The sequence below is a fragment of the Streptomyces sp. NPDC006207 genome (assembly GCF_040613835.1).
In the GTDB taxonomy this organism is placed as follows: Bacteria; Actinomycetota; Actinomycetes; order Streptomycetales; family Streptomycetaceae; genus Actinacidiphila.
On sequence record NZ_JBEXSX010000045.1, the window covers coordinates 1 to 19,715 of the forward strand.

17 protein-coding genes and 1 tRNA gene are annotated in these 19,715 nt (G+C 73.6%); 5 read left to right on the plus strand and 13 right to left on the minus strand.

Annotated features, from left to right (window positions below; genetic code table 11):
• The first annotated feature begins 148 nt into the window (after positions 1-148).
• Positions 149-221, plus strand: a tRNA-Gly gene (locus ABZ312_RS29990).
• A 129-nt stretch (positions 222-350) separates the two neighbouring features.
• Here ABZ312_RS29990 and ABZ312_RS29995 read toward each other — a convergent pair.
• The 4 genes from ABZ312_RS29995 to purD form a co-directional block, all read right to left on the minus strand.
• Positions 351-1,247: a phosphoribosylaminoimidazolesuccinocarboxamide synthase gene (locus ABZ312_RS29995; protein ID WP_500322603.1), complete on the minus strand. Its 897-nt coding sequence runs from the start codon at positions 1,245-1,247 to the stop codon at positions 351-353.
• Positions 1,248-1,317: 70 nt separating this feature from the next.
• On the minus strand, positions 1,318-2,826 hold the full coding sequence (locus ABZ312_RS30000; RefSeq protein ID WP_500322602.1) for a N,N-dimethylformamidase beta subunit family domain-containing protein: 1,509 nt from the start codon (positions 2,824-2,826) through the stop codon (positions 1,318-1,320).
• A 144-nt stretch (positions 2,827-2,970) separates the two neighbouring features.
• Complete coding sequence (locus tag ABZ312_RS30005; protein ID WP_500322601.1) at positions 2,971-4,650, minus strand: hypothetical protein; 1,680 nt, start codon at positions 4,648-4,650, stop codon at positions 2,971-2,973.
• 190 nt (positions 4,651-4,840) lie between these two features.
• Complete coding sequence (purD, locus tag ABZ312_RS30010; RefSeq protein WP_500322600.1) at positions 4,841-6,091, minus strand: phosphoribosylamine--glycine ligase; 1,251 nt, start codon at positions 6,089-6,091, stop codon at positions 4,841-4,843.
• A 203-nt stretch (positions 6,092-6,294) separates the two neighbouring features.
• Here purD and ABZ312_RS30015 point away from each other — a divergent pair, with 203 nt between their 5' ends.
• Positions 6,295-7,044, plus strand: coding sequence for an SLATT domain-containing protein (locus ABZ312_RS30015; protein WP_500322599.1), 750 nt, complete (start codon positions 6,295-6,297; stop codon positions 7,042-7,044).
• 30 nt (positions 7,045-7,074) lie between these two features.
• On the opposite strand, the gene ABZ312_RS30020 is transcribed toward ABZ312_RS30015, so the two are convergent.
• From ABZ312_RS30020 to ABZ312_RS30035, 4 genes are all read right to left on the minus strand, one after another.
• Positions 7,075-7,728 (minus strand): putative DNA-mimic protein, encoded by a 654-nt coding sequence (locus ABZ312_RS30020; protein ID WP_499512633.1) that lies wholly within the window; start codon positions 7,726-7,728, stop codon positions 7,075-7,077.
• A 57-nt stretch (positions 7,729-7,785) separates the two neighbouring features.
• Positions 7,786-8,472, minus strand: a complete 687-nt coding sequence (locus ABZ312_RS30025) for a GntR family transcriptional regulator (RefSeq protein WP_500357609.1) — start codon at positions 8,470-8,472, stop codon at positions 7,786-7,788.
• 128 nt (positions 8,473-8,600) lie between these two features.
• A complete protein-coding gene (locus ABZ312_RS30030) occupies positions 8,601-9,959 on the minus strand; it encodes an aspartate aminotransferase family protein (RefSeq protein WP_500357608.1) in 1,359 nt (452 codons plus the stop codon).
• A 101-nt stretch (positions 9,960-10,060) separates the two neighbouring features.
• Complete coding sequence (locus tag ABZ312_RS30035) at positions 10,061-11,344, minus strand: adenylosuccinate synthase (RefSeq protein ID WP_500357606.1); 1,284 nt, start codon at positions 11,342-11,344, stop codon at positions 10,061-10,063.
• Between the two features lie 188 nt (positions 11,345-11,532).
• On the opposite strand from ABZ312_RS30035, the gene ABZ312_RS30040 reads away from it, so the two are divergent.
• The gene (locus ABZ312_RS30040; RefSeq protein WP_499516881.1) at positions 11,533-12,321 is read left to right on the plus strand and encodes a diacylglycerol kinase catalytic domain-containing protein; all 789 of its coding nucleotides are present in this window, start codon (positions 11,533-11,535) and stop codon (positions 12,319-12,321) included.
• Positions 12,322-12,325: 4 nt separating this feature from the next.
• On the opposite strand, the gene ABZ312_RS30045 is transcribed toward ABZ312_RS30040, so the two are convergent.
• Positions 12,326-12,817 carry a GbsR/MarR family transcriptional regulator gene (locus tag ABZ312_RS30045; RefSeq protein WP_500322594.1) on the minus strand — a complete coding sequence of 164 codons (492 nt, stop codon included), beginning with the start codon at positions 12,815-12,817 and terminating at the stop codon, positions 12,326-12,328.
• A gap of 71 nt (positions 12,818-12,888) precedes the next feature.
• Here ABZ312_RS30045 and ABZ312_RS30050 point away from each other — a divergent pair, with 71 nt between their 5' ends.
• Positions 12,889-13,839 carry an ABC transporter ATP-binding protein gene (locus ABZ312_RS30050; RefSeq protein ID WP_500439151.1) on the plus strand — a complete coding sequence of 317 codons (951 nt, stop codon included), beginning with the start codon at positions 12,889-12,891 and terminating at the stop codon, positions 13,837-13,839.
• Positions 13,836-15,419 (plus strand): ABC transporter permease, encoded by a 1,584-nt coding sequence (locus tag ABZ312_RS30055; protein WP_500439152.1) that lies wholly within the window; start codon positions 13,836-13,838, stop codon positions 15,417-15,419. The genes ABZ312_RS30050 and ABZ312_RS30055 overlap by 4 nt, the downstream gene beginning before the upstream one ends.
• A gap of 53 nt (positions 15,420-15,472) precedes the next feature.
• Here the strand turns inward: ABZ312_RS30055 and ABZ312_RS30060 are convergent, their stop codons facing one another.
• The 4 genes from ABZ312_RS30060 to ABZ312_RS30075 form a co-directional block, all read right to left on the minus strand.
• Entirely contained in the window at positions 15,473-16,690 is a 1,218-nt protein-coding gene (locus ABZ312_RS30060; protein WP_499512640.1) for a cytochrome P450, read from the minus strand.
• A 24-nt stretch (positions 16,691-16,714) separates the two neighbouring features.
• Positions 16,715-17,383 (minus strand): response regulator, encoded by a 669-nt coding sequence (locus tag ABZ312_RS30065; protein ID WP_500322588.1) that lies wholly within the window; start codon positions 17,381-17,383, stop codon positions 16,715-16,717.
• Positions 17,380-18,672 (minus strand): sensor histidine kinase, encoded by a 1,293-nt coding sequence (locus ABZ312_RS30070; RefSeq protein ID WP_500322586.1) that lies wholly within the window; start codon positions 18,670-18,672, stop codon positions 17,380-17,382. The genes ABZ312_RS30065 and ABZ312_RS30070 overlap by 4 nt, the downstream gene beginning before the upstream one ends.
• 95 nt (positions 18,673-18,767) lie before the next feature.
• Positions 18,768-19,712 carry an alpha/beta hydrolase family protein gene (locus tag ABZ312_RS30075; RefSeq protein WP_500322585.1) on the minus strand — a complete coding sequence of 315 codons (945 nt, stop codon included), beginning with the start codon at positions 19,710-19,712 and terminating at the stop codon, positions 18,768-18,770.
• Positions 19,713-19,715 lie beyond the last annotated feature (3 nt).

Sequence of the window (19,715 nt, forward strand, 5' to 3'; positions counted from 1 at the left end):
GTCCGTGACCAGGCCCTCGTCGCTGCCGCGCCCCCGTCGCGTGCGCCGCGGGACACGACGCGGGGAACCCGCCGCGCCAGGGTGTGTGCCCAAGGCCCCCGGCGTTGGCTATAGTGGATGACGCACCGCACGGGAACGCGCGGAGCAGGCGGACGTAGCTCAGTTGGTAGAGCGCAACCTTGCCAAGGTTGAGGTCGCGAGTTCGAGCCTCGTCGTCCGCTCAAGAGAAGGCCCCGGTCGTGACGACCGGGGCCTTCGGTGTTCCTGGGACGGCTGGGCCGTCCGCCGTCGCCGCGGCTGCCGCACTGCCCGCCGGACGGAGGACCGGCGGGCGTGCGGGCCGTGGCGGACTACCAGCCGAGGCCGGTGAGCCGCTCGTACGCCTCGATGTACTTGGCGCGGGTCTGCTCCACCACGTGCTCCGGCAGGGGCGGCGGGGGCTGCTCGCTGCGGCGGTCCCAGCCGGACGCGGCGGAGGTCAGCCAGTCGCGGACGAACTGCTTGTCGTACGAGGGCTGGGCGTGGCCCGGCTCCCACAGCTCGGCGGGCCAGAAGCGCGACGAGTCCGGGGTCAGCACCTCGTCGGCGATGGTCAGCACCTCGCCGTCGAAGCCGAACTCGAACTTGGTGTCCGCCAGGAGGATGCCGCGCTCGCGGGCGATGTCCCGGGCCCGGCCGTAGACCGCGAGGGTGCTCTGGCGCAGCTGCGCCGCGGTGTCGGCACCGACCCGGCGGGCGACCTCCTCGTAGCTGACGTTCTCGTCGTGCTCGCCGACCTCGGCCTTGGTGGCCGGGGTGAAGATCGGCGCGGGCAGCTCGGAGCCGTCCACCAGGCCCTCGGGGAGGGTCACCCCGCACACCGTGCGGTCGGTGTCGTACTCGAGCAGGCCGGAGCCGGCCAGGTAGCCGCGCGCCACGCACTCGACGGGGATCATGTCCAGCGGCTTGCAGACCGTCGTCCGCCCCTCCCAGTCGGCGGGGGCGCCCTCGGGGAGCTCGGTGGACAGCACGTGGTGCGGCACCAGGTCGGCGATCTGGTCGAACCACCACAGCGACAACCGGGTCAGGACGCGGCCCTTGTCCGGGATCTCGGTGGGCAGCACCCAGTCGTACGCGGACATCCGGTCGCTGGCCACCATCACCAGCTCCCCTGCCTCGTTCTGGTACAGCTCGCGCACCTTGCCGGTGTGCAGGTGCACCAGGCCCGGCACTTGCGCGGGCTCGGGCTTGTGGACGAATCCGGACATGGGTCCTCCCCGATCGGCGGTTCGGTTCCCGATTCTCCCGTACGTGCGCCCGGCGGGCGCGACGCGGGGGTCAGCCGTGCTTGCAGATGTGGTCCAGGAGGTTGGCGGTGGCGCGCTGGACACGGGGGTCGACGTGGCCCGGACGGTCCAGCGCCGGGGACCAGGCGAAGGTGCCGGAGGCGAAGACCAGGGCCCCGCCGGGCGCCCGGTACAGCGAGGTCTCCTGGTGCGCTCTGCGGCCCGCCGAGTCCTCGTACGGGGAGTGGGCGAGCAGGATCCGCTCCATGTAGTCGGGCAGCGGCGTGCGCGGGAAGTAACGGTCCGCCTCGCCCGCGACCAGGCCGGGGATCTCGTCGCCCTCCTCGGCGCCGGTGGCCTCCCACAGCCAGTGGCCGGCGTTCCGCACCACCAGCGGGGACGGTTCGGGCACCCGGCCGGAGTACTGCACGCCGATCAGCAGTTGTTCGGGCTCACCCATGTCACGCCACAGGGCGCTGCGGCCCGGCGGGTGGCCGCGGCGCTTGCGGCAGCTGAGCAGCCGGTCGGGGTCGCCCGACGGGGAGGGGCCCAGCTCGGTCTGCCAGTACATGGTGTTGGCCGACAGGAAGACCAGCGAGGTGCCGCCGTCCCGGGCCGCCTCGACGGCGCGCCGCATGGGGACCGTCCAGTACTCGTCGTGACCGGGGAAGACCATGCCCCGGTAGCGCGAAGGATCGATCCGCCCCGCATGCAGGTCGCGCGCGTCGGCGTAGGCCAGGTCGTAGCCGTAGCGCTCGGCCCAGCGGATGAAGTCGTAGGCGTGGCCGACGTGCAGCGGGAGCCCGGCGCCCGCGTACGGGCGGTCGAAGGAGACGGTGACCGCGGCCTCCTCCTCGCCCAGCAGGCGGCCCTTCTCGTCCCAGGCGTGGTAGAGGCTGGCACCCGTGCGGCCGTCCTCGGGGTAGAGGTTGTACGCCTGCCAGGTGACGTCGGGCAGCAGCAGGAGCAGATCGGCCGGCCGGTCGTCGCGCACGGTGAACGGGATGTGGCTGCGGTAGCCGTCCTGCGTGGTGAGGACGGCGACGTAGGCGCCGGACTTCCAGTACGAGGGCACCTGCAGCCGCCAGGACTGCCACCAGTGGTGACAGGAGACGGTGCGCCCGGCGGCGAGCGGCGTCGGCTGCACGATCCCCGACAGCCGGGGGCTGGAGGTGAACTGGGCGGCGCCGTCGCCGCCGTAGTGCCCGATCCGGTAGACGTCGATGCCGTAGCTCTGCGGCGGGTCGACGGTGATGCGGAAGTCGATGGCGTCGCCGGGGGCCACGGAGGCGCCCGGCGCGAAGCCCTTGATCTGGCACCGCACGTCGTCCGCGGCGCGCGGGCCTGGCACGCGGGGCGTGCGCCCCACGGCGTCGCCCGGCAGACCCCCGGGCTCCCCGCGGCTGGCGGCCAGGTCGACGTACCACGGCACGACCTGGCCGGTGTCGTCCAGATACTGCACCGCGCCACGCAGCCACGGCACCGGGCCCTGCCCGAAGGGGTCGGTGACCCCGTGCGCCAGTGCCCCGGACTGCCAGCGGCGGACCTGCTCCTTCACCACGATGGTCCCCTCCTCGTCGTCCCCCGAGGTGGTGTGCGTGTGCGCACATCCAGCACATCACACAATGCGCTGCCTTGGTTACTGTTCGTGGTGCATTATCGCCAGGAATTCACGCCAGGGCGGACAAACCCCGCCATTTTTCCGTCAGATGAGCCGTATCGGCTTCTCGGGGCGTACGCCCACGGCACTGAGCCAGGAACGCAGCGGGGCGGCGTCGCCGTTCTCCACGAGCCGGAGCACGGGCCAGGCCAGGTCCCCCCGGCGCACCCCGCCGACCAGCAGGGCCGGCCCGTCCAGCCAGTCCAGGCCCGGGGTGGCACCGGCGGTGTCCACCGCGGCACAGCAGATCATCGCGGTCACATGGTCGGTGAGCAGCTCGCGGCCGGTCCGCGGCGGGAGCAGCTGGTAGACGGGCGTGAGGACGCCGCCGGACGGGACCTGGTCGGCGGACTCCTCCCGCGCGGCCGCCTCGCGCACGGCCTCCTCACGGGCGACGTGCCGGGTGATGCGGGCCGCCAGCTCCTCGCTGCCGCCCGCGGAGAGCCGCTCCAGCACCCGGGCCAGGGTCGCGCGCCCCGGCTCGGCGCAGTCGTCCACCGTGCTCCGCGAACCGCCGGAGGCCACGGATATGCGCCGGCTCCCGGCGACCCCCGCGGGCTCGTGCACCTCGTCCAGGACGGTCACCAGGCGGGAGGCGTCGCTGCGCCAGATGCGGTCCACGACCTCCTGCGGGTAGGTGTCCCAGCCGACCGGGGACCATTCGGGGCCGGGTCGCTGCGGACCGCCGTGGAACAGCCGGGCGGCGAGCAGCGAGGCCGCCTCGTCCATCGTGCCGGGCTCCTCCAGCAGGTCGCACGCCGGGCGCTCGCCCAGCCGGGACTCGAAGCCCTCGGCCAGCCGGTCCCGCCGGGACAGCTCGGTCAGGGCCGCCACCACGCCCGCGTCGAGCCGGGAGGGCCAGCGGCCCATGCGCCAGGCCGGCAGCGCCACCCGGGTCAGCAGCCGGTCCCAGCCCGCGTAGGCCAGACCCACCTGCTCCTGGGCGACGATGCGCAGCCCGTAGTCGACCGCCTGGGCCCGCTCGGAGGCGGAGGCGGCCACCGCGCGCTCCATCTCCGCCGCGTGCGCCCGGCAGCCGCGTAGCAGCAGCTTGGCGACCCAGCCCAGGAACCCGTACGCGGGACGGCGCAGGAACCCGACGACCGAGGGCTCCTGCGGGGCGGTGGCCACGCCGACGGCGGCGTCCAAGCCGCGCACGAAGCGGCGGGCGGCCGCGATGTCCGGATCCGCGGCCGGGCCCGTGCCCGCCACGACCGGGGCGAGCAGGGCGCGCAGCTCGGCGACGCGCATCCACCACATGAACGGCGAGCCGATCACCAGCGTGGGCGCCTCGGACACCGCGCGGCGCCGCTGCCGATGGGTGCGGTCCTCCAGCCAGCTGTCGCAGTCCGGAGTCAGTTCTATCGCCGAGGGGGCGGGCACCTGCAGGCGGACGGCCAGGTCACGCACCATGCGGTACAGGTCGGGGGCCGACGCCTCGGAGACGGCCACGGTCGGGCTCTCGGCCGGCCTGGCCCGTACGATCACCGCCGCGACACCGGCCGCGAGCAGCAGCACGAGCAGCGCGCCCGCGACCACCGCCCAGCGCAGCACCTCGGACGCGTCGCCGACGATGCGGCCCGTCGCGCCGCCGACCAGCAGCACGACCGCCAGCGCGGCGGGCAGCAGCGCGACCGTGAGCGCGGCGCTGCGGATGCGCAGGACGGCGAGCGCGCGTGACCGCGCGTGTCCCTCACCTGCTTCCCCGGCCAACGGTGTGCTCACCCCCAAGCTGCTGACGCGACTGCATGCCCCCACTGTCGCACCGCCCACCGACACCGCAATGCCGGTAGGGCCGATAGTGCAGTGCGCGCGGGGTTCCACAGTGCGCTTGCCGGGCACAGTAGTTGGGCTCGGGGCTCACGTCAGCAGGATGGCGAAGGCATCACCCCTTGGAGTGGCCTTGCCCGCCGATTCAGGCTTGGGCGGCCTTCTCTGCGATATCCGAACGGTGGTGCGAGCCCTTCAGCCCGATCCGTCCCACCGCCCGGTAGGCGCGCTCCCTGGCCTTGGCCAGATCGCCACCGGTGGCGGTGACGGACAGTACGCGGCCGCCCGCGCTCACCACACGGCCCTCGGCGTCCGCCTTGGTGCCCGCGTGCAGCACGTAGGCGTGCTCGTCCTGCTCCGCCACCTCGTCCAGGCCCGTGATCGGGTCGCCGGTGCGCGGGGTGCCGGGGTAGTTCTCGGAGGCGATGACCACGGTCACCGCGGCGCCGTCGCTCCACCGCAGCGGCGGGAAGGCGGCCAGCCGGCCGGTCGCCGCGGCGCGCAGCAGGCCCGCCAGCGGGGTCCTCAGCCGGGCCAGCACGACCTGGGTCTCCGGGTCGCCGAAGCGCGCGTTGAACTCGATCACCCGCACACCGCGCGAGGTGATCGCCAGCCCCGCGTACAGCAGCCCGGCGAACGGGGTGCCGCGGCGGCGCAGCTCGTCGACGGTCGGCTGGAGCACCGTGCGCTCCACCTCCTCGACCAGCCGGGGATCGGCCCACGGCAGCGGGCTGTACGCGCCCATGCCACCGGTGTTGGGGCCCTCGTCGGCGTCGTGGGCGCGCTTGAAGTCCTGCGCGGGCTGCAGCGGGACCACCGTCTCGCCGTCGGTGACGGCGAACAGGGAGACCTCGGGGCCGTCCAGGTACTCCTCGATGACCACCCGCTCGCAGGAGTTGGCGTGCGCCCGGGCGGCCTCCAGGTCGTCGGTCACCACGACGCCCTTGCCCGCGGCCAGGCCGTCGTCCTTCACGACGTACGGGGCGCCGAAGGCGTCCAGCGCGTGGTCCACCTCGGCGGGGGTGGTGCACACGTAGGAGCGTGCGGTGGGCACGCCGGCCGAGGCCATCACGTCCTTGGCGAACGCCTTCGAGCCCTCCAGGGCCGCGGCCTGCCCGGACGGGCCGAAGCAGTCGATGCCGCGGGCGCGCACGGCGTCGGCCACGCCCGCCACGAGGGGGGCCTCCGGGCCCACCACGACGAGGTCGGCGCCGAGCCGCTCCGCGAGGTCGGCCACCGCCGCGCCGTCGAGGGCGTCGACCGCGTGCAGCTCCGCCACCTCGGCGATGCCGGCGTTCCCGGGCGCGCAGTGCAGCGACTCCACGTCGAGGTCGAGGGAGAGGGCACGGCACAGGGCGTGTTCGCGGGCTCCGCCGCCGATCACAAGCACGTTCACGTGCCCAGGGTATCGGCTGGCGGCACCCTCCCCGTGGGCCGGTCGTCACGACCCCCGGCTCACTCTTTCGGGTGGCCCGGAGCCGGGCCCCATACCTGATCAAGGAACCCGTAAGGGCGGAAATGGCCCGATGACCCTCGCACGGTCAGCCGTTCGGCGGTAAGAAGGTGCCTCGTCATCGGAAGTCGCGAGGGAGCGTGCAGGTGAGCCAGCCGGACATGTATCCCGAGGAGGTCCCCCGGGAGAAGCCGAAGCGGCGCGCGCTGCACCGGCAGGAGGACCTGCGGACGCCGCCCTTCCCGCTCGGCGACTGGGGGGAACCGGCCGGGCGGCTGGAGGAGCTCTACCGCTGGGTGGAGGCGGACGCCCTGCGGACCGTCGAGTGGTACCTCGCCGACCGTCTGCGCAAGCGCCGCTGGGCCCGGTCGCTGCGGGTCGGCGCGGCCCTGTGCGCGACGACCGGCGCCGTCCTCGCCGTCACGGGGGCGGGCGGGCACATCCGCTGGGCGTACGCCGCCTTGGTGCTGGCCGTCGTGTGCGTGGGCCTGGACCGCTACCTCGGCCTCACGGCCGGCTGGATGCGGGACATGGCCACCGCCCAGGCCGTGCAGCGCCGGCTGGAGGCGCTGCGCTTCGACTGGGCCTCGGAGTCGGTCCGCGAGGTCCTGGGCCCGACGGAGGGCACCGCGGCCGAGGCCGCCGAGCGGTGCCTGACCGTGCTGCGCCGCTTCAGCGAGGACGTCTCGGAGCTCGTGCGCTGCGAGACCGCCGACTGGATGGTGGACTTCCGGGCCGGCGCCGCCCCGCTGCGGACCCAGTCCCTGACCTGGGCGGGGAGCAGCCGGGGCACCGAGGGCGCCGCGACCGGCACCGGCGGCAGGTTCCCGCTGCTGCCCGGCGGCCGGCCGAGCATGCCGCGCCAGCGCCCCCCGGAGGGCCCCCGCGCGAGCTGACCGCCGCCGGGGGGCGCCCGCCGCCCGGTGCTAACTGAAGACGATCATCGAGCCCTGTCCCAGCGCACGCGTCGCCGCCGCGTGCAGCCCCAGCCACACGTGGCGCTCCCGCGCGAAGGGGCTGCCGTCGTGGTGCGCCGGCGGGGCCGCCGGCTCCTCCAGCTCGGTGGGACCGGCCGGCGGCGCCGGGGCGGGCGGCGGGTTGTGCGGGTCGATGCCGATCACCGGGGCGACGAACTCGAGCTCGCGCAGCAGCCCGTGGGCGGAACCCAGGGGGCCGCCGGCGTCCAGGAGTTCGTCGTTGACCAGCGGATGGGGGAAGTCGAGGGGGACGTAGCCGCCCGCGTGGTCGTAGTGCCAGACGAGGTGCGACTGCTGGGCGGTGGTCTCGAACATCTCCAGCAACTGCTCGTAGTCACCCCCGAGTTCGTCGACCGGGGTGACCGCGAGGCCCTGGATGTGGAGCAGGTACGCGCGGCGCAGGAAGTGCAGCGCGTCGTAGTCGAAGCCCGCGACCGGGGCCACGTCGCCGGACAGGCCCGGCATGTAGGAGTAGACGGGCACCGGCGGGAGACCGGCGTCGCTCAACGCCTTGTCATAGCGGGCGATCTCCTCGGCGAACGGGTTGTCGGGGCTGTGGCAGAGCACGTCCACCAGGGGAACCAGCCACAAGTCGCAGGCCACAGGCGCTCCAAGTCCTTCCGTGCGTGGTCGGACCAGCGTAGTGGGCGGCGGTCGTTCCTACCGGCCCGCGGCCAGTCGCCGCATCAGCGCGAGGGAATGGTCGTCGAACTCCTCGACGACGCGCTGGGCCGCCTCCGTGTCCCGCTTCTCGATCGCGGTGACCAGGGCGACGTGGTCGGACCAGCACAGGCCCGCCAGGTCCGGCCGGCCGCGCAGGAAGGGCACCGCGTACACCCAGGTCTGGGTGCGGATCCGGTCGAGGAACTCCCCGACGTGGTTGTTCCCGGCCAGCGCCGTCAGCTCGCGCCAGAAGCGGATGTCGTAGCCGATGAGGACGTCCAGCTCGCCGGCCCGGGAGGCACGCGCCGCGGCCTCGGCCCGGCGCCGTACGGAGGCCAGCTCCATGGGGTCGACCTCGCGCATGCCGCGCGCGGCGATGCGGCGGAAGATCCCCTCGACGACGAGGGTGCGCGCCTCGACCATGGAGCGGAACTCGGCGTCCGTGAAGCGTCGCACCTGGAAGCCGCGGTGGTGCTCGACGTCGAGCAGCCCCTGCGCCGCCAGGTCCACCAGGGCCTCGCGGACCGGGGTGGCGGACACGCCGTACAGATCCGCGATCTCCTTGACCGTGAAGTGCCGCCCGGCCGTCATGCGCCCGGTGAGCACCTCGTCGCGGAGCGCGTCGGCTATCTGCTGCCGCAGACTGCTCCGTCGGACGGGTCCGCCCGCTGGGCCTTCCGGCATGCCGGTGCCTCCCTACAGGTGTGGCGGTGCACTTACGGCTCCGCCACACCTTATGCGAGGCCGGGCCGCGGGTGGTCCACACCTGTGGTGTGGACCACCCGCGGTCCGCGGACGCCCCCCGGGAGCGCTCAGCGCGTGTGCTCGTCGGCCACGGACAGCGCCGCGTCGAGGAGTGCCAGGCCCTCCTTGGCCTCGGCCTCGGTGATGTTGCAGGCGGGCACCACATGGGTGCGGTTCATGTTGACGAACGGCCACAGGCCGCTCTTCTTGCAGGCCGCCGCGAAGGCCGCCATGGGGGCGTTGGCCTCGCCCGCCGCGTTGTAGGGGACGAGCGGCTCCCGGGTCTCCCGGTCGCGCACCAGCTCCAACGCCCAGAAGGCGCCCAGGCCCCGCACCTCGCCCACCGACGGGTGGCGCCCGGCGAGCTCCCGCAGGGCCGGGCCGAGCACGTTCTCGCCGAGCGCGGCGGCGTGTGCGACGACGCCCTCGTCCTCCATCACCTGGATCGTGGCGACGGCGGCGGCGCAGGCCAGCGGGTGGCCGGAGTAGGTGAGGCCGCCCGGGTAGGGGCGGGTGGCGAAGGTCGCGGCGATCTCCTCGCTGATCGCGACACCGCCGAGCGGCACGTAGCCGGAGTTGACGCCCTTGGCGAAGGTGAGCAGGTCAGGGGTGACGTCGAACCGGTCGGCGGCGAACCAGCTTCCGGTGCGGCCGAAGCCGGCCATGACCTCGTCGAGGACGAAGACGATCCCGTACCGGTCGCAGATCTCGCGCACCCCGGCGAGGTAGCCAGGCGGCGGCACCATGATGCCCGCCGTGCCGGGCACCGTCTCCAGGACGATCGCCGCGACGGTCTGCGGGCCCTCGAAGACGATGGTGTCCTCGAGGTGCTGCAGCGCGCGGTCGCGCTCCTGCTCCTCGGTCTCCGAGTGGAACGGCGAACGGTAGAGGAACGGCGCCCAGAAGTGGACGACGCCGGACGAGCCGTTGTCGGAGGGCCAGCGGCGCGGGTCGCCGGTCAGGTTGATCGCGGCCGAGGTGGCGCCGTGGTACGAGCGGTACGCGGACAGCACCTTGGGGCGGCCGGTGTGCAGCCGGGCGAGCCGTACCGCGTTCTCGACGGCCTCGGCGCCGCCGTTGGTGAAGAAGATCTTGTTCAGGTCGCCGGGCGTGCGCTCGGCGATCAGCCGGGCGGCCTCGGAGCGCGGCTCCACGGCGAAGGCGGGCGCGAAGGTGACGAGCTTCGCGGCCTGCTCCTGGATGGCGGCGACGACCGTGGGGTGCTGGTAACCGATGTTGGTGAACACCAGGCCGCTGGTGAAGTCGAGGTAGCGGTTGCCGTCGTAGTCCCAGAAGTACGCGCCCTCGGCCCCGGCGACCGGCAGCGGGTCGATCAGGCCTTGCGCGGACCAGGAGTGGAAGACGTGGGCGCGGTCGGCGGCCTTGACGGCGGCGCCGGTCCCGGGGTCGGCGAAGGGAGGGGTCATGCGCCCAGGCTAAGGAAACGGCCCGGGCGCACGACATTGGCACCCTGTATGACGGTGGGCGCGCGCGCCGACAGGTTGTAGGGCCCGCGCGCCGCCGTCACTCAGAGGAACGAGTTGATCTCGATGGTCTCGGTGCGGCCGGGGCCCACGCCGATGGCCGAGACCGGGGCGCCGGACATCTCCTCCAGCGCCTTGACGTACGCCTGGGCGTTCTTCGGCAGGTCGGCGAAGGTCTTCGCCTTGCTGATGTCCTCGCTCCAGCCGGGCAGGGTCTCGTAGACCGGCTTGGCGTGGTGGAAGTCCGTCTGGCTGTACGGCAGTTCCTCGACGCGCCTGCCGTCGATCTCGTAGGCGACGCAGACCGGGATCTGCTCCCAGCCGGTGAGGACGTCGAGCTTGGTGAGGAAGAAGTCCGTGAGGCCGTTGACCCGGGTCGCGTAGCGGGCGATCACCGCGTCGAACCAGCCGCAGCGGCGGTCCCGGCCCGTGGTGACGCCGCGCTCGCCGCCGATGCGGCGCAGCGCCTCGCCGTCGGCGTCGAACAGCTCGGTCGGGAACGGGCCGGCGCCCACGCGGGTGGTGTAGGCCTTGAGGATGCCGATCACCCGGTTGATCTTGGTGGGGCCGATGCCGGAACCGGTGCAGGCGCCGCCCGCCGTCGGGTTGGACGAGGTCACGAAGGGGTACGTGCCGTGGTCGACGTCCAGCAGGGTGCCCTGACCGCCCTCGAGGAGGACGACCTTGCCCTCGTCGAGCGCGGTGTTGAGGACCAGCGTCGTGTCCGCGACGTAGTCCCTGATCTGCTCCGCGTAGCCCAGGTACTCCTCGACGACCTGGTCGATGCTGATGGCACGGCGGTTGAAGATCTTGATCAGGACCTGGTTCTTGTCGTGGAGCGCCGCCTCGACCTTCTGACGGAGGATCGACTCGTCGAAGAGGTCCTGGACCCGGATGCCCACGCGGTTGATCTTGTCGGCGTAGGCGGGGCCGATGCCGCGGCCGGTGGTGCCGATCTTGCGCTTGCCGAGGAAGCGTTCCGTCACCTTGTCGAGCGTCTGGTGGTACGGCGTGATCAGGTGCGCGTTACCGCTGATGAGGAGCTTGGACGTATCGACGCCGCGCTCGTTCAGCCCGCTCAGCTCGGAGAGCAGGACCGCCGGGTCGACGACGACTCCGTTGCCGATGACCGGGGTGCACCCCGGTGACAGGATCCCGGAAGGCAGGAGGTGGAGCGCGTACTTCTGGTCGCCGACGACGACCGTGTGGCCGGCGTTGTTGCCGCCCTGGTAGCGCACCACGTAGTCCACGGAGCCACCGAGCAGGTCGGTGGCCTTTCCCTTGCCCTCGTCACCCCACTGAGCACCGAGCAGCACAAGTGCGGGCACAGGCGTACACCCCTTCCGGGCGGGGCATGTCCAACGTGGCTCCCCATGGCGGGGAGAGCCGTCGGACCGGTGCCCCGGAAATAGACGAAGCCCCTGGCGCAAGGCAGCGCAAGGGGCTCTTGCACCGAGATGTTACCTGAGGAAGGACCAAGGTGTCGGCTCAGCGACCGTCCGGGCAGCCCCTGCTCGTGGTCATCGACCCCGCTGCCCGCGTCATGGACGGCGAATCCGTACGCATCGCGAAGGACGTGCTGTGCGGGGGAGCCCCCTCCGTGAAGATCGCCCTTCCGGAGTCCGAGGAGGAGGCCGTCCGGGTGCTGGAGCACCGGGGCCGGCGGCGTCCGGTGGTCGTGGGTGACGACGCGGCGCTGCTGCGCACGGTACGGGCGCTGCACTCGGCCCGGGGACTGGGCGAGGCGGTCGTCGGTCTGGTGCCGGTGGGGCGGCGGACCGGCCTGGCGCGGGCGCTCGGCGTACCGGGCGGGGCGGTGAGCGCGGCGCGCGCGGTGCTGGACGGGGCGGAGCGCGAGCTCGACCTGCTGCTCGACGACAGCGGCGGCATCGTGCTGGGCGCGCTGCGCATCGGCTCGGCGACACCCGCCTGGTGGACGCCGGTGGAGCGCCGGGCCCGCTCGCTGGCCCGCACGCTGAGCCTGAACGGCCACACCGCGCACCTGGGGCTGGGGATGCGCGGCGGGCAGCGGCTGCGGATCGAGGCGGACGGGGTGGTCCTGGCCGACCTGGACGACTGCGTCGAGGAGGTCTCGGTCTCCACGGCGGTGCCCGGCCTCGCCGAAGTGCTGGTCCGCAGGGAGGGCGGGGCGCCCGCGGGGCCGGTGCACGCCCGGAGCGTCACCGTCTCCGGACGGGACTTCCGCTACACGGCCGACACCGCGCCGGCCGGCCCGGTCCGGCGCCGTACCTGGACGGTGATGCCCGCGGCCTGGCGGCTGACGGTCCCGCGGTCCGCCTACTAGAGGGTCACAGGACGCCCTGTTCGCGCAGCTCCGCCTTGCGGTCGCGCCAGCGGTCCATCATGTCCACGAGCTCCTCCTGCAGGAAGTCGAAGAAGGCCGCGGTCTCCGCGAGCCGCTGTCCGGCCGCGGTGTCCGGGCCGAGCGCGTCGATGCCGGACCGCAGGGTGTTCTCCCAGCGGGCGAGGACACGGTCGCGGCGGGTGAAGGTCTCGTACCACTGGTCGCTGTGCACCCGGTAGCGCTCCCGCCGTGAACCCGGCTCCCGCTCGCGGGTGAGCATGCCGACCTGCGCCAGGTAGCGGACCGCGCCGGACACGGCGGCCGGGCTGGCCTGCAGCCGGCCGGACAGCTCGGCGGCGCTCAGCACGCCGGTCTCCGAGGCGAGGAGCGCGGCGAACACCCGCGCCGCCATGCGCTGCATGCCCGCCTCGACCAGCTCCGCCGCGAAGCGTTCGACGAACGTCATCGGCTCCGAGGACTCTTCGGCCACCGCCATCACCTCCCGTCCCGAAGTTTATACACTTCCTTAACTTCACAAATTTGTGAATCTACTGTACGTTCAGAATCATGACGAAGGCAATCAGTGTGGCCGGACTGCACAAGTCCTTCGGCCGCACGCGCGCACTGGACGGCCTCGACCTGACCGTCGAGGAGGGGGAGGTGCACGGCTTCCTGGGGCCCAACGGCGCCGGCAAGTCCACCACCATCCGCATCCTGCTCGGCCTGCTGCGCGCGGACCGGGGTGCCGCCCAGTTGCTCGGCGGCGACCCGTGGCGCGACGCCGTCACCCTCCACCGGCGCCTGGCGTACGTCCCGGGTGACGTCACCCTCTGGCGCAACCTCAGCGGGGGCGAGGTCATCGACCTGCTGGGTCGGCTGCGCGGCGGGCTGGACGAGGTCCGCAGGCGGCAGCTGCTGGAGCGCTTCGAGCTGGACCCGACGAAGAAGGGCCGCGCGTACTCCAAGGGCAACCGGCAGAAGGTCGCGCTCGTCGCTGCGTTCGCCTCCGACGTGGACCTGCTGATACTCGACGAGCCCACCTCCGGCCTCGACCCGCTGATGGAGGAGGTCTTCCGCGAGTGCGTCCGCGAGGAACGCGACCGCGGCCGGACGGTGCTGCTGTCCAGTCACATCCTCAGCGAGGTCGAGGCCCTGTGCGACCGGGTCAGCATCATCCGGGGCGGGCGCACGGTGGAGACCGGGAGCCTGACCGAGCTGCGGCACCTCACCCGTACCTCGGTCACCGCGGAGCTGGCCGGCCGGCCGAACGGCCTCGGCCAACTGCCGGGCGTGCACGACCTCGACGTGCGCGGCAACCACGTCCGGCTCCAGGTCGACACCGACAAGCTCGACGCCGTGCTGAGGCAGTTGAGCGAGACGGGCGTGCGCAGCCTGACCAGCACGCCGCCCACGCTGGAGGAGCTGTTCCTGCGGCACTACGAAGACAGCCCTGCCGACCCTGCCGACCCTGCCGGCACCACCGGCGCCGTCGCGGCCGACGCGGAGGCCCGACGATGAACGCGCTCACCGGGACGGGCACGCTCACGCGGCTCGCGCTGCGCAGGGACCGCGTCATGATCCCGGCGTGGGTCGTGCCGATCGCCCTGCTGGTCGCGTCCACCGCGTCGGCCTTCGGCGGCCTCTACGACACCCCGGCGGAACGCGCCGGGGTCGCGGCGAGCACGGCGGGCAACGGCTCGCTGCGCGCCCTGTACGGACCGGTGTTCGACACGAGCATCGGGGGCCTGACGGCCTGGCGCATGATGGCCTTCGGTGCGGCGCTGGCCGGACTGATGGCGCTGCTGCTGGTCGTCCGGCACACCCGGGAGGAAGAGGAGGCCGGCCGGCTGGAGCTGGTCGGCGCGGGTGCCGTCGGACGACGGGCGCCGCTGGCTGCCGCCCTGGTCACCGGCACCGGGGCCTCGCTGCTCCTCGGACTGCTCGTCACCGCGGCCCTGCTCGGGCAGGGCGCGCGGGGCGCGGTGGCCTTCGGGATCGCCTTCACCGGCGCGGGATGCTCCTTCGCCGCGGTCGCGGCCGTCGCGGCGCAGCTGACGGAAAGCGCGCGTGCGGCGCGGGGCATCGCGGGCGCGGTCCTGGGCCTCGCCTTCCTGATACGTGCCGTCGGCGACGCCGGCAGCGGCACCCTGACCTGGCTCTCGCCGCTGGGCTGGGCCGAGAACATACGCCCCTACGCGGACGAACGCTGGTGGGTGGCGGCCCTGTTCGCGGCCTGGGCCGCCGGTCTCGTCGCCGTCGCCTACGCCCTGGTGGCCCGGCGTGACATCGACGCCTCCCTGCTGCCGTCCCGCCCCGGCCCGGCCACCGCCGGTCCCCGTCTGCGTTCCGCCCAGGCCCTGGCCTGGCGGCTGCAGCGCGGCTCCTTGTGGGGGTGGACGGCGGGCTTCGCCGTGGGCGGCGGCGCGCTCGGCGGCCTCGCCAACGGAGCGGCCGACCTCGTCCGGGACAACGAGCAGCTGGCCGATGTCATGCGCGACATGGGCGGCGCCTCCGGGCTGGTCGACTCCTACCTCGCCTCCATGACCGGGGTGATGGGGATGATCGCCGCGATCTACGCCGTCCAGGCCGTGCTCCGGCTCCAGGGCGAGGAGAGCTCCGGCCGCGCCGAGCCCGTCCTCGCCACGCCCGTGGGGCGGGTGCGCTGGGCCGCGGGCCACGCACTGCTCGCCTTCGCCGGTTCCGTGCTCCTCATGGCCGTCTCCGGCCTCACCATGGGAATCGGTTACGGGGCGACGGCCGGCGACACGGGCGGCCAGATGTGGCGGCTGGCGGGGGCGGGCCTGGTGCAGCTGCCCGCGGTCTGGTGCGTGGCCGCGGTGGCGCTGCTGCTGTACGGCGCGGCACCGAAGGCGGCGCGGGCGAGCTGGGGGGTGGCGTCGCTGACGCTCGCCATCGGGCTCTACGGGCCGGCGCTCAAGCTCTCGCCCTGGGTGATGGACCTGTCCGTCTTCACGCACCTGCCGAAGGTGCCGTCGGCGGACGTCACCGTGACCCCGCTGGCGGTGCTCACCGTGCTGGCCCTCGCGCTCGCGGCCCTCGGCCTCGCGGCGCTGCGCCGCCGCGACATCACCGCGTGAGCCGCGGGACCCGGCCACCGGGCCGGGTCCCGCAGCGATCCGGAGGACAGGACCTAACAGGTGACGCGCAGTTCGCGCAGACCGCGGATGACGTAGCCCTCGTTCCAGGCGGGCTCCGCCGCGAGCTCCAGCCGCGGGGCGCGGCGCAGCAGCGCCGTGAAGGACGCGGCGAGTTCGATGCGGGCCAGCGGCGCGCCGAGGCAGTAGTGGATGCCGGCGCCGAAGGTGATGTGCGGGTTGTCGGCGCGGGAGAGGTCCAGCCGGTCAGGGTCGGGGAAGCGCTCCGGGTCGCGGTTGGCGGAGCCGAAGAGCAGCGCCACCTCGCTGCCGCGCGGGATCACCGTGCCGCCCACCTCGATGTCGTCCAGCACCCAGCGCTCGAACATCTGCAGCGGGGTGTCGAAGCGCAGCAGCTCCTCGATCGCCGTCGGCAGCAGCTCCTCCGGTGCCGCGCGCAGCTCCGCCAGCTGCTCGGGGTGCCGGAAGAGCGTCCACCAGCCGTTGCCGGTGGTGTTGACGGTCGCCTCGTGGCCCGCGTTCAGCAGCAGCACGCAGGTGGAGACCATCTCCTGCTCGGTGAGCCGGTCGCCCTCGTCGTGCGCAGCGATCAGCGCGCTGATCAGGTCCTCGCCGGGCGCCTTGCGGCGTTCGGCGATCAGCTCGCGCAGGTAGGCGGAGAACTCCTCGCTCGCGCGGACCGCCCGGCGCGCGGCCTCCTCGGAGGGGTTGAGCTCGAACATCCCGACGATGTCGGCCGACCAGGGCCGCAGCAGGTGCCGGTCCGCGGCCGGTATCCCCAGCATCTCGGCGATGACGGCCACCGGCAGCGGTTCCGCGACCGTGGCGATGAGGTCGCCGCCGCCCTCCGCGACCAGCCGCTCCACCAGTTCCCCGGCGAGCCGCTGCACGGTCGGCGTGAGCCGCTCGACCGTACGCGGGGTGAACGCCTTGGAGACCAGCCGCCGGATGCGGGTGTGGTCGGGGGCCTCCAGGTCGAGCAGGCCGTTGCCGTTGAGCGTGGTGAAGGGCTCGTGCTCCGGCGGCGGCGCGGTGCGGCCGAACTCCTCGTGGGTGAAGCGGTGCAGGTACGTCCGCCCGAGGCGCCGGTCCCGCAGCAGCGCGCTGACGTCCGCGAAGTGCGGGATGAGCCACTGCCGGCTCGGCTCGAACCAGTGGGCGCGCCCCTCCGCGCGCAGCCGGGCGTACGCGGGGTAGGGGTCGGCGACGAACTGCGGCGACCAGGGATCGAAGGCGGTGGCAGTGCTGCTCATGTGCGGAGACTACCCTCCGCCCGTTCAGCCGCCCGGGGTGACCAGCCGCGCCTCGTAGGCGAAGACCGCCGCCTGGGTCCGGTCGCGCAGCCCCAGCTTCACCAGGACCCGGCTCACGTGCGTCTTGACCGTCGACTCGGCGACCACCAGATGGTCGGCGATCTCCGCGTTCGACAGTCCCTGGGCGACCAGCACGAGCACCTCGGTCTCACGCTCGGTGAGCTCCCCGACCCGGTCCTGGGCGGGCGGCCGGGGGGTGCCCAGCCGGTTGAACTCGGTGATCAGCCGCTTGGTGATCGCCGGGGCGAGCAGCGCGTCGCCGGCCGCCACGATCCGCACCCCGTCCGCGAGCTGACGGGCCGAGGCGTCCTTGAGCAGGAAGCCGGAGGCGCCCGCGCGCAGCGCCTGGTAGACGTACTCGTCCAGGTCGAAGGTGGTCAGCACGAGCACCTTCGCGTCGGCGTCCGCGGCGACGATCTCGCGGGTGGCCTCCAGGCCGTTGAGCTCGGGCATGCGGATGTCCATCAGCACGACGTCCGGCCGCAACGCCGCCACCTGCTCGATCGCCTGCCGTCCGTCGACGGCCTCGCCGACGACCTCGATGTCGGGCTGGGCGCCCAGCAGCACCGAGAAGCCCTCGCGGACCATCATCTGGTCGTCCGCGATCAGCACCCGGATGGTGTTCCCGGTCATGCACGCTCCCCGGGGACCGGGATGAACACGGAGACCTCGTAGCCGCCGTCCTCGGTGGGCCCGTCGGTCATCTCGCCGCTCAGCATCGCCACCCGCTCCCGCATGCCTGCTATGCCGTGTCCCGCTCCGGGTGACGGTTTCACCAGGCCGCGCGGCGGACCGTTGACGACGCGCAGCCCGAGCCCGCCGAGGACGTAACTGACCTCGACCCGGGCGGCGGCGCCCGGCGCGTGCCGCAGGCTGTTGCTCAGCGCCTCCTGGATGATCCGGTACGCCGACAGCTCCACTCCCTGCGGCAGCTCGCGCACCGCGCCGGTCACCGTCCGCTCCACCTCCAGCCCCGCCTCGCGCACGTTGGCCACGAGCCGGTCCAGGTCGGCGAGGGTCGGCTGCGGCGCGTCGGGGGCCTGGTAGTCCTCGGCACGTACGACCCCGAGGACGCGGCGCAGCTCGGTCAGGGCGATGACGGCGTTCTCGCGGATGATCGAGAAGCTCTTGGTCAGTTCCTCGGGCGGGTCCTCCACCCGGTACGGCGCGGCCTCCGCCTGGATCGCGATCACGGACATGTGGTGGGCGACGACGTCGTGCAGCTCACGGGCGATGGTCGTGCGCTCCTCCAGCAGCGTGCGCCGGGTCCGCTCGACCTCGGTCACCGCGACCTGGGCGGCGACCTCCTGCCGGGACTGGCGCAGCCCGCGCACCGCCGACACGACGGACAGCACGACGGCGGAGAGGAAGATCATGATGAACGGGTCCGAGCCGTACCCGCTCGACAGCCCCTGGAAGGCCAGCGCCAGAGCGGCGGTCAGCAGCCACATCTCGGCGGCCACCCGCGCCCGGGTGCGCGCCGCCACCACGCCCAGCACCGTCAGGTGCGAGACGAAGCCGGCGTCCGTCCACGGATACGTGGAGGACCAGCCGGAGCTGAACACCCCGGTGAGCACCGCGGCACCGACGGACAGCCACCACGCGCCGATCGGCCGGAACATCGTGGTGAGCAGGGGCACACCGGCCAGCAGCGCCAGCACGAAGCCGCCCGGCCCGCCCACGCTCTCCGTCGAGACGAACATCAGGAAGACCGTGAAGCAGGTCAGCGCCGCGTGCGGCATCCAGCGCGCGTACCCCCGGAGCCTGCGCGGCACCACCGCGAACAGCGGGTGCCCGTCGCGCAGCGGTGCCATCGGCCGGAAGGCGAAGCCATCGGTGATCAGGTCGTGCCGCAGCCCGCTGAGGGCGCCGCGGGCCATGCGGAGCTCGGTCCGCAGCGAGGTCTGGCTTGTCTCGGTCACGCTCTCACGGTAGGCAATCCGCGTGTCGCCGTCGTCACCTGCGAAGACGATGTGGGGGCGTCATCCTCAAGTAGGACCTCCCGCAGGAGGACGCCTCACCAGGCGAGCTGGGCGATCTCCTCGGCGACCACGGCCGCCGCGTCCGCCGCCGGGTCGATCACCGGGAAGTGGCCCACGCCCGCCAGCAGGGTCAGCTGGACCTCCTCCCCCGCCTTCGCCGATGCCGCCGCGAAGGCCTCCGCGACCTGCGGCGGTACGACCTCGTCGCGGTCGCCGTGCACGACGGTCACGGGGATGCCGGTGGGCAGCAGCGCGGCCGGGTCGGTCTCGGCGCGGCGCTCGGCGAGCAGTTCGGGCCCGCCCAGCAGTTCGGCGACCGCCCCGGAGCACACGTCGCGCTCCACGGCGGCCTCGAAGTCGGCGATGGGCGCGAGCGCCACCACCCCGCGCAGCGTGGGCGCGCCGGGGCGGTGCCAGCGCGACCCGGCCGGCAGCACGTGCCGGGCGGCCGCCCACAGCGCGAGGTGGCCGCCGGCCGAGTGACCGGTGAGCACGATCCGCCGGACGTCGACGGTGTCCTCGCCCAGGGCGGCCACGGCCAGCGCCGCGACGGCGTCGGTGGCGGCCGCCACGTCGTCGAAGGTGTCCGGCCAGCGGCCCGCGACCGTACCGCCGTCGCCCCGGCGGTACTCCACCGAGGCCACCGCGAAACCGTGCCGGGCGAGCAGGTCCGCGAGCGGTGAGACGTGCGTCCTGTCGTACGGCGCCCGCCAGGCGCCGCCGTGCAGCAGCACGACCAGCGGCCCCGGCCGTGTGCCGCCCGCCCCGGGCCGCGGACGGTAGAAGTCCACGACCTGGTCCGGGTGGTCGCCGTAGGCGGCCGTGGCGTCCGGGGGGACGGGGGCGTGCGAGAACGCGGACGCCTCCTCGGCCGCGGCCCGCTCCGCGGGGTCCCGCGGAGCGGACCGGGGCCCCACCGCGTCGGCGCGGCCGTCGGCGCCCGCCGCAATGGTGTCGCTCGACGAGGTGGGATCGGACATGCG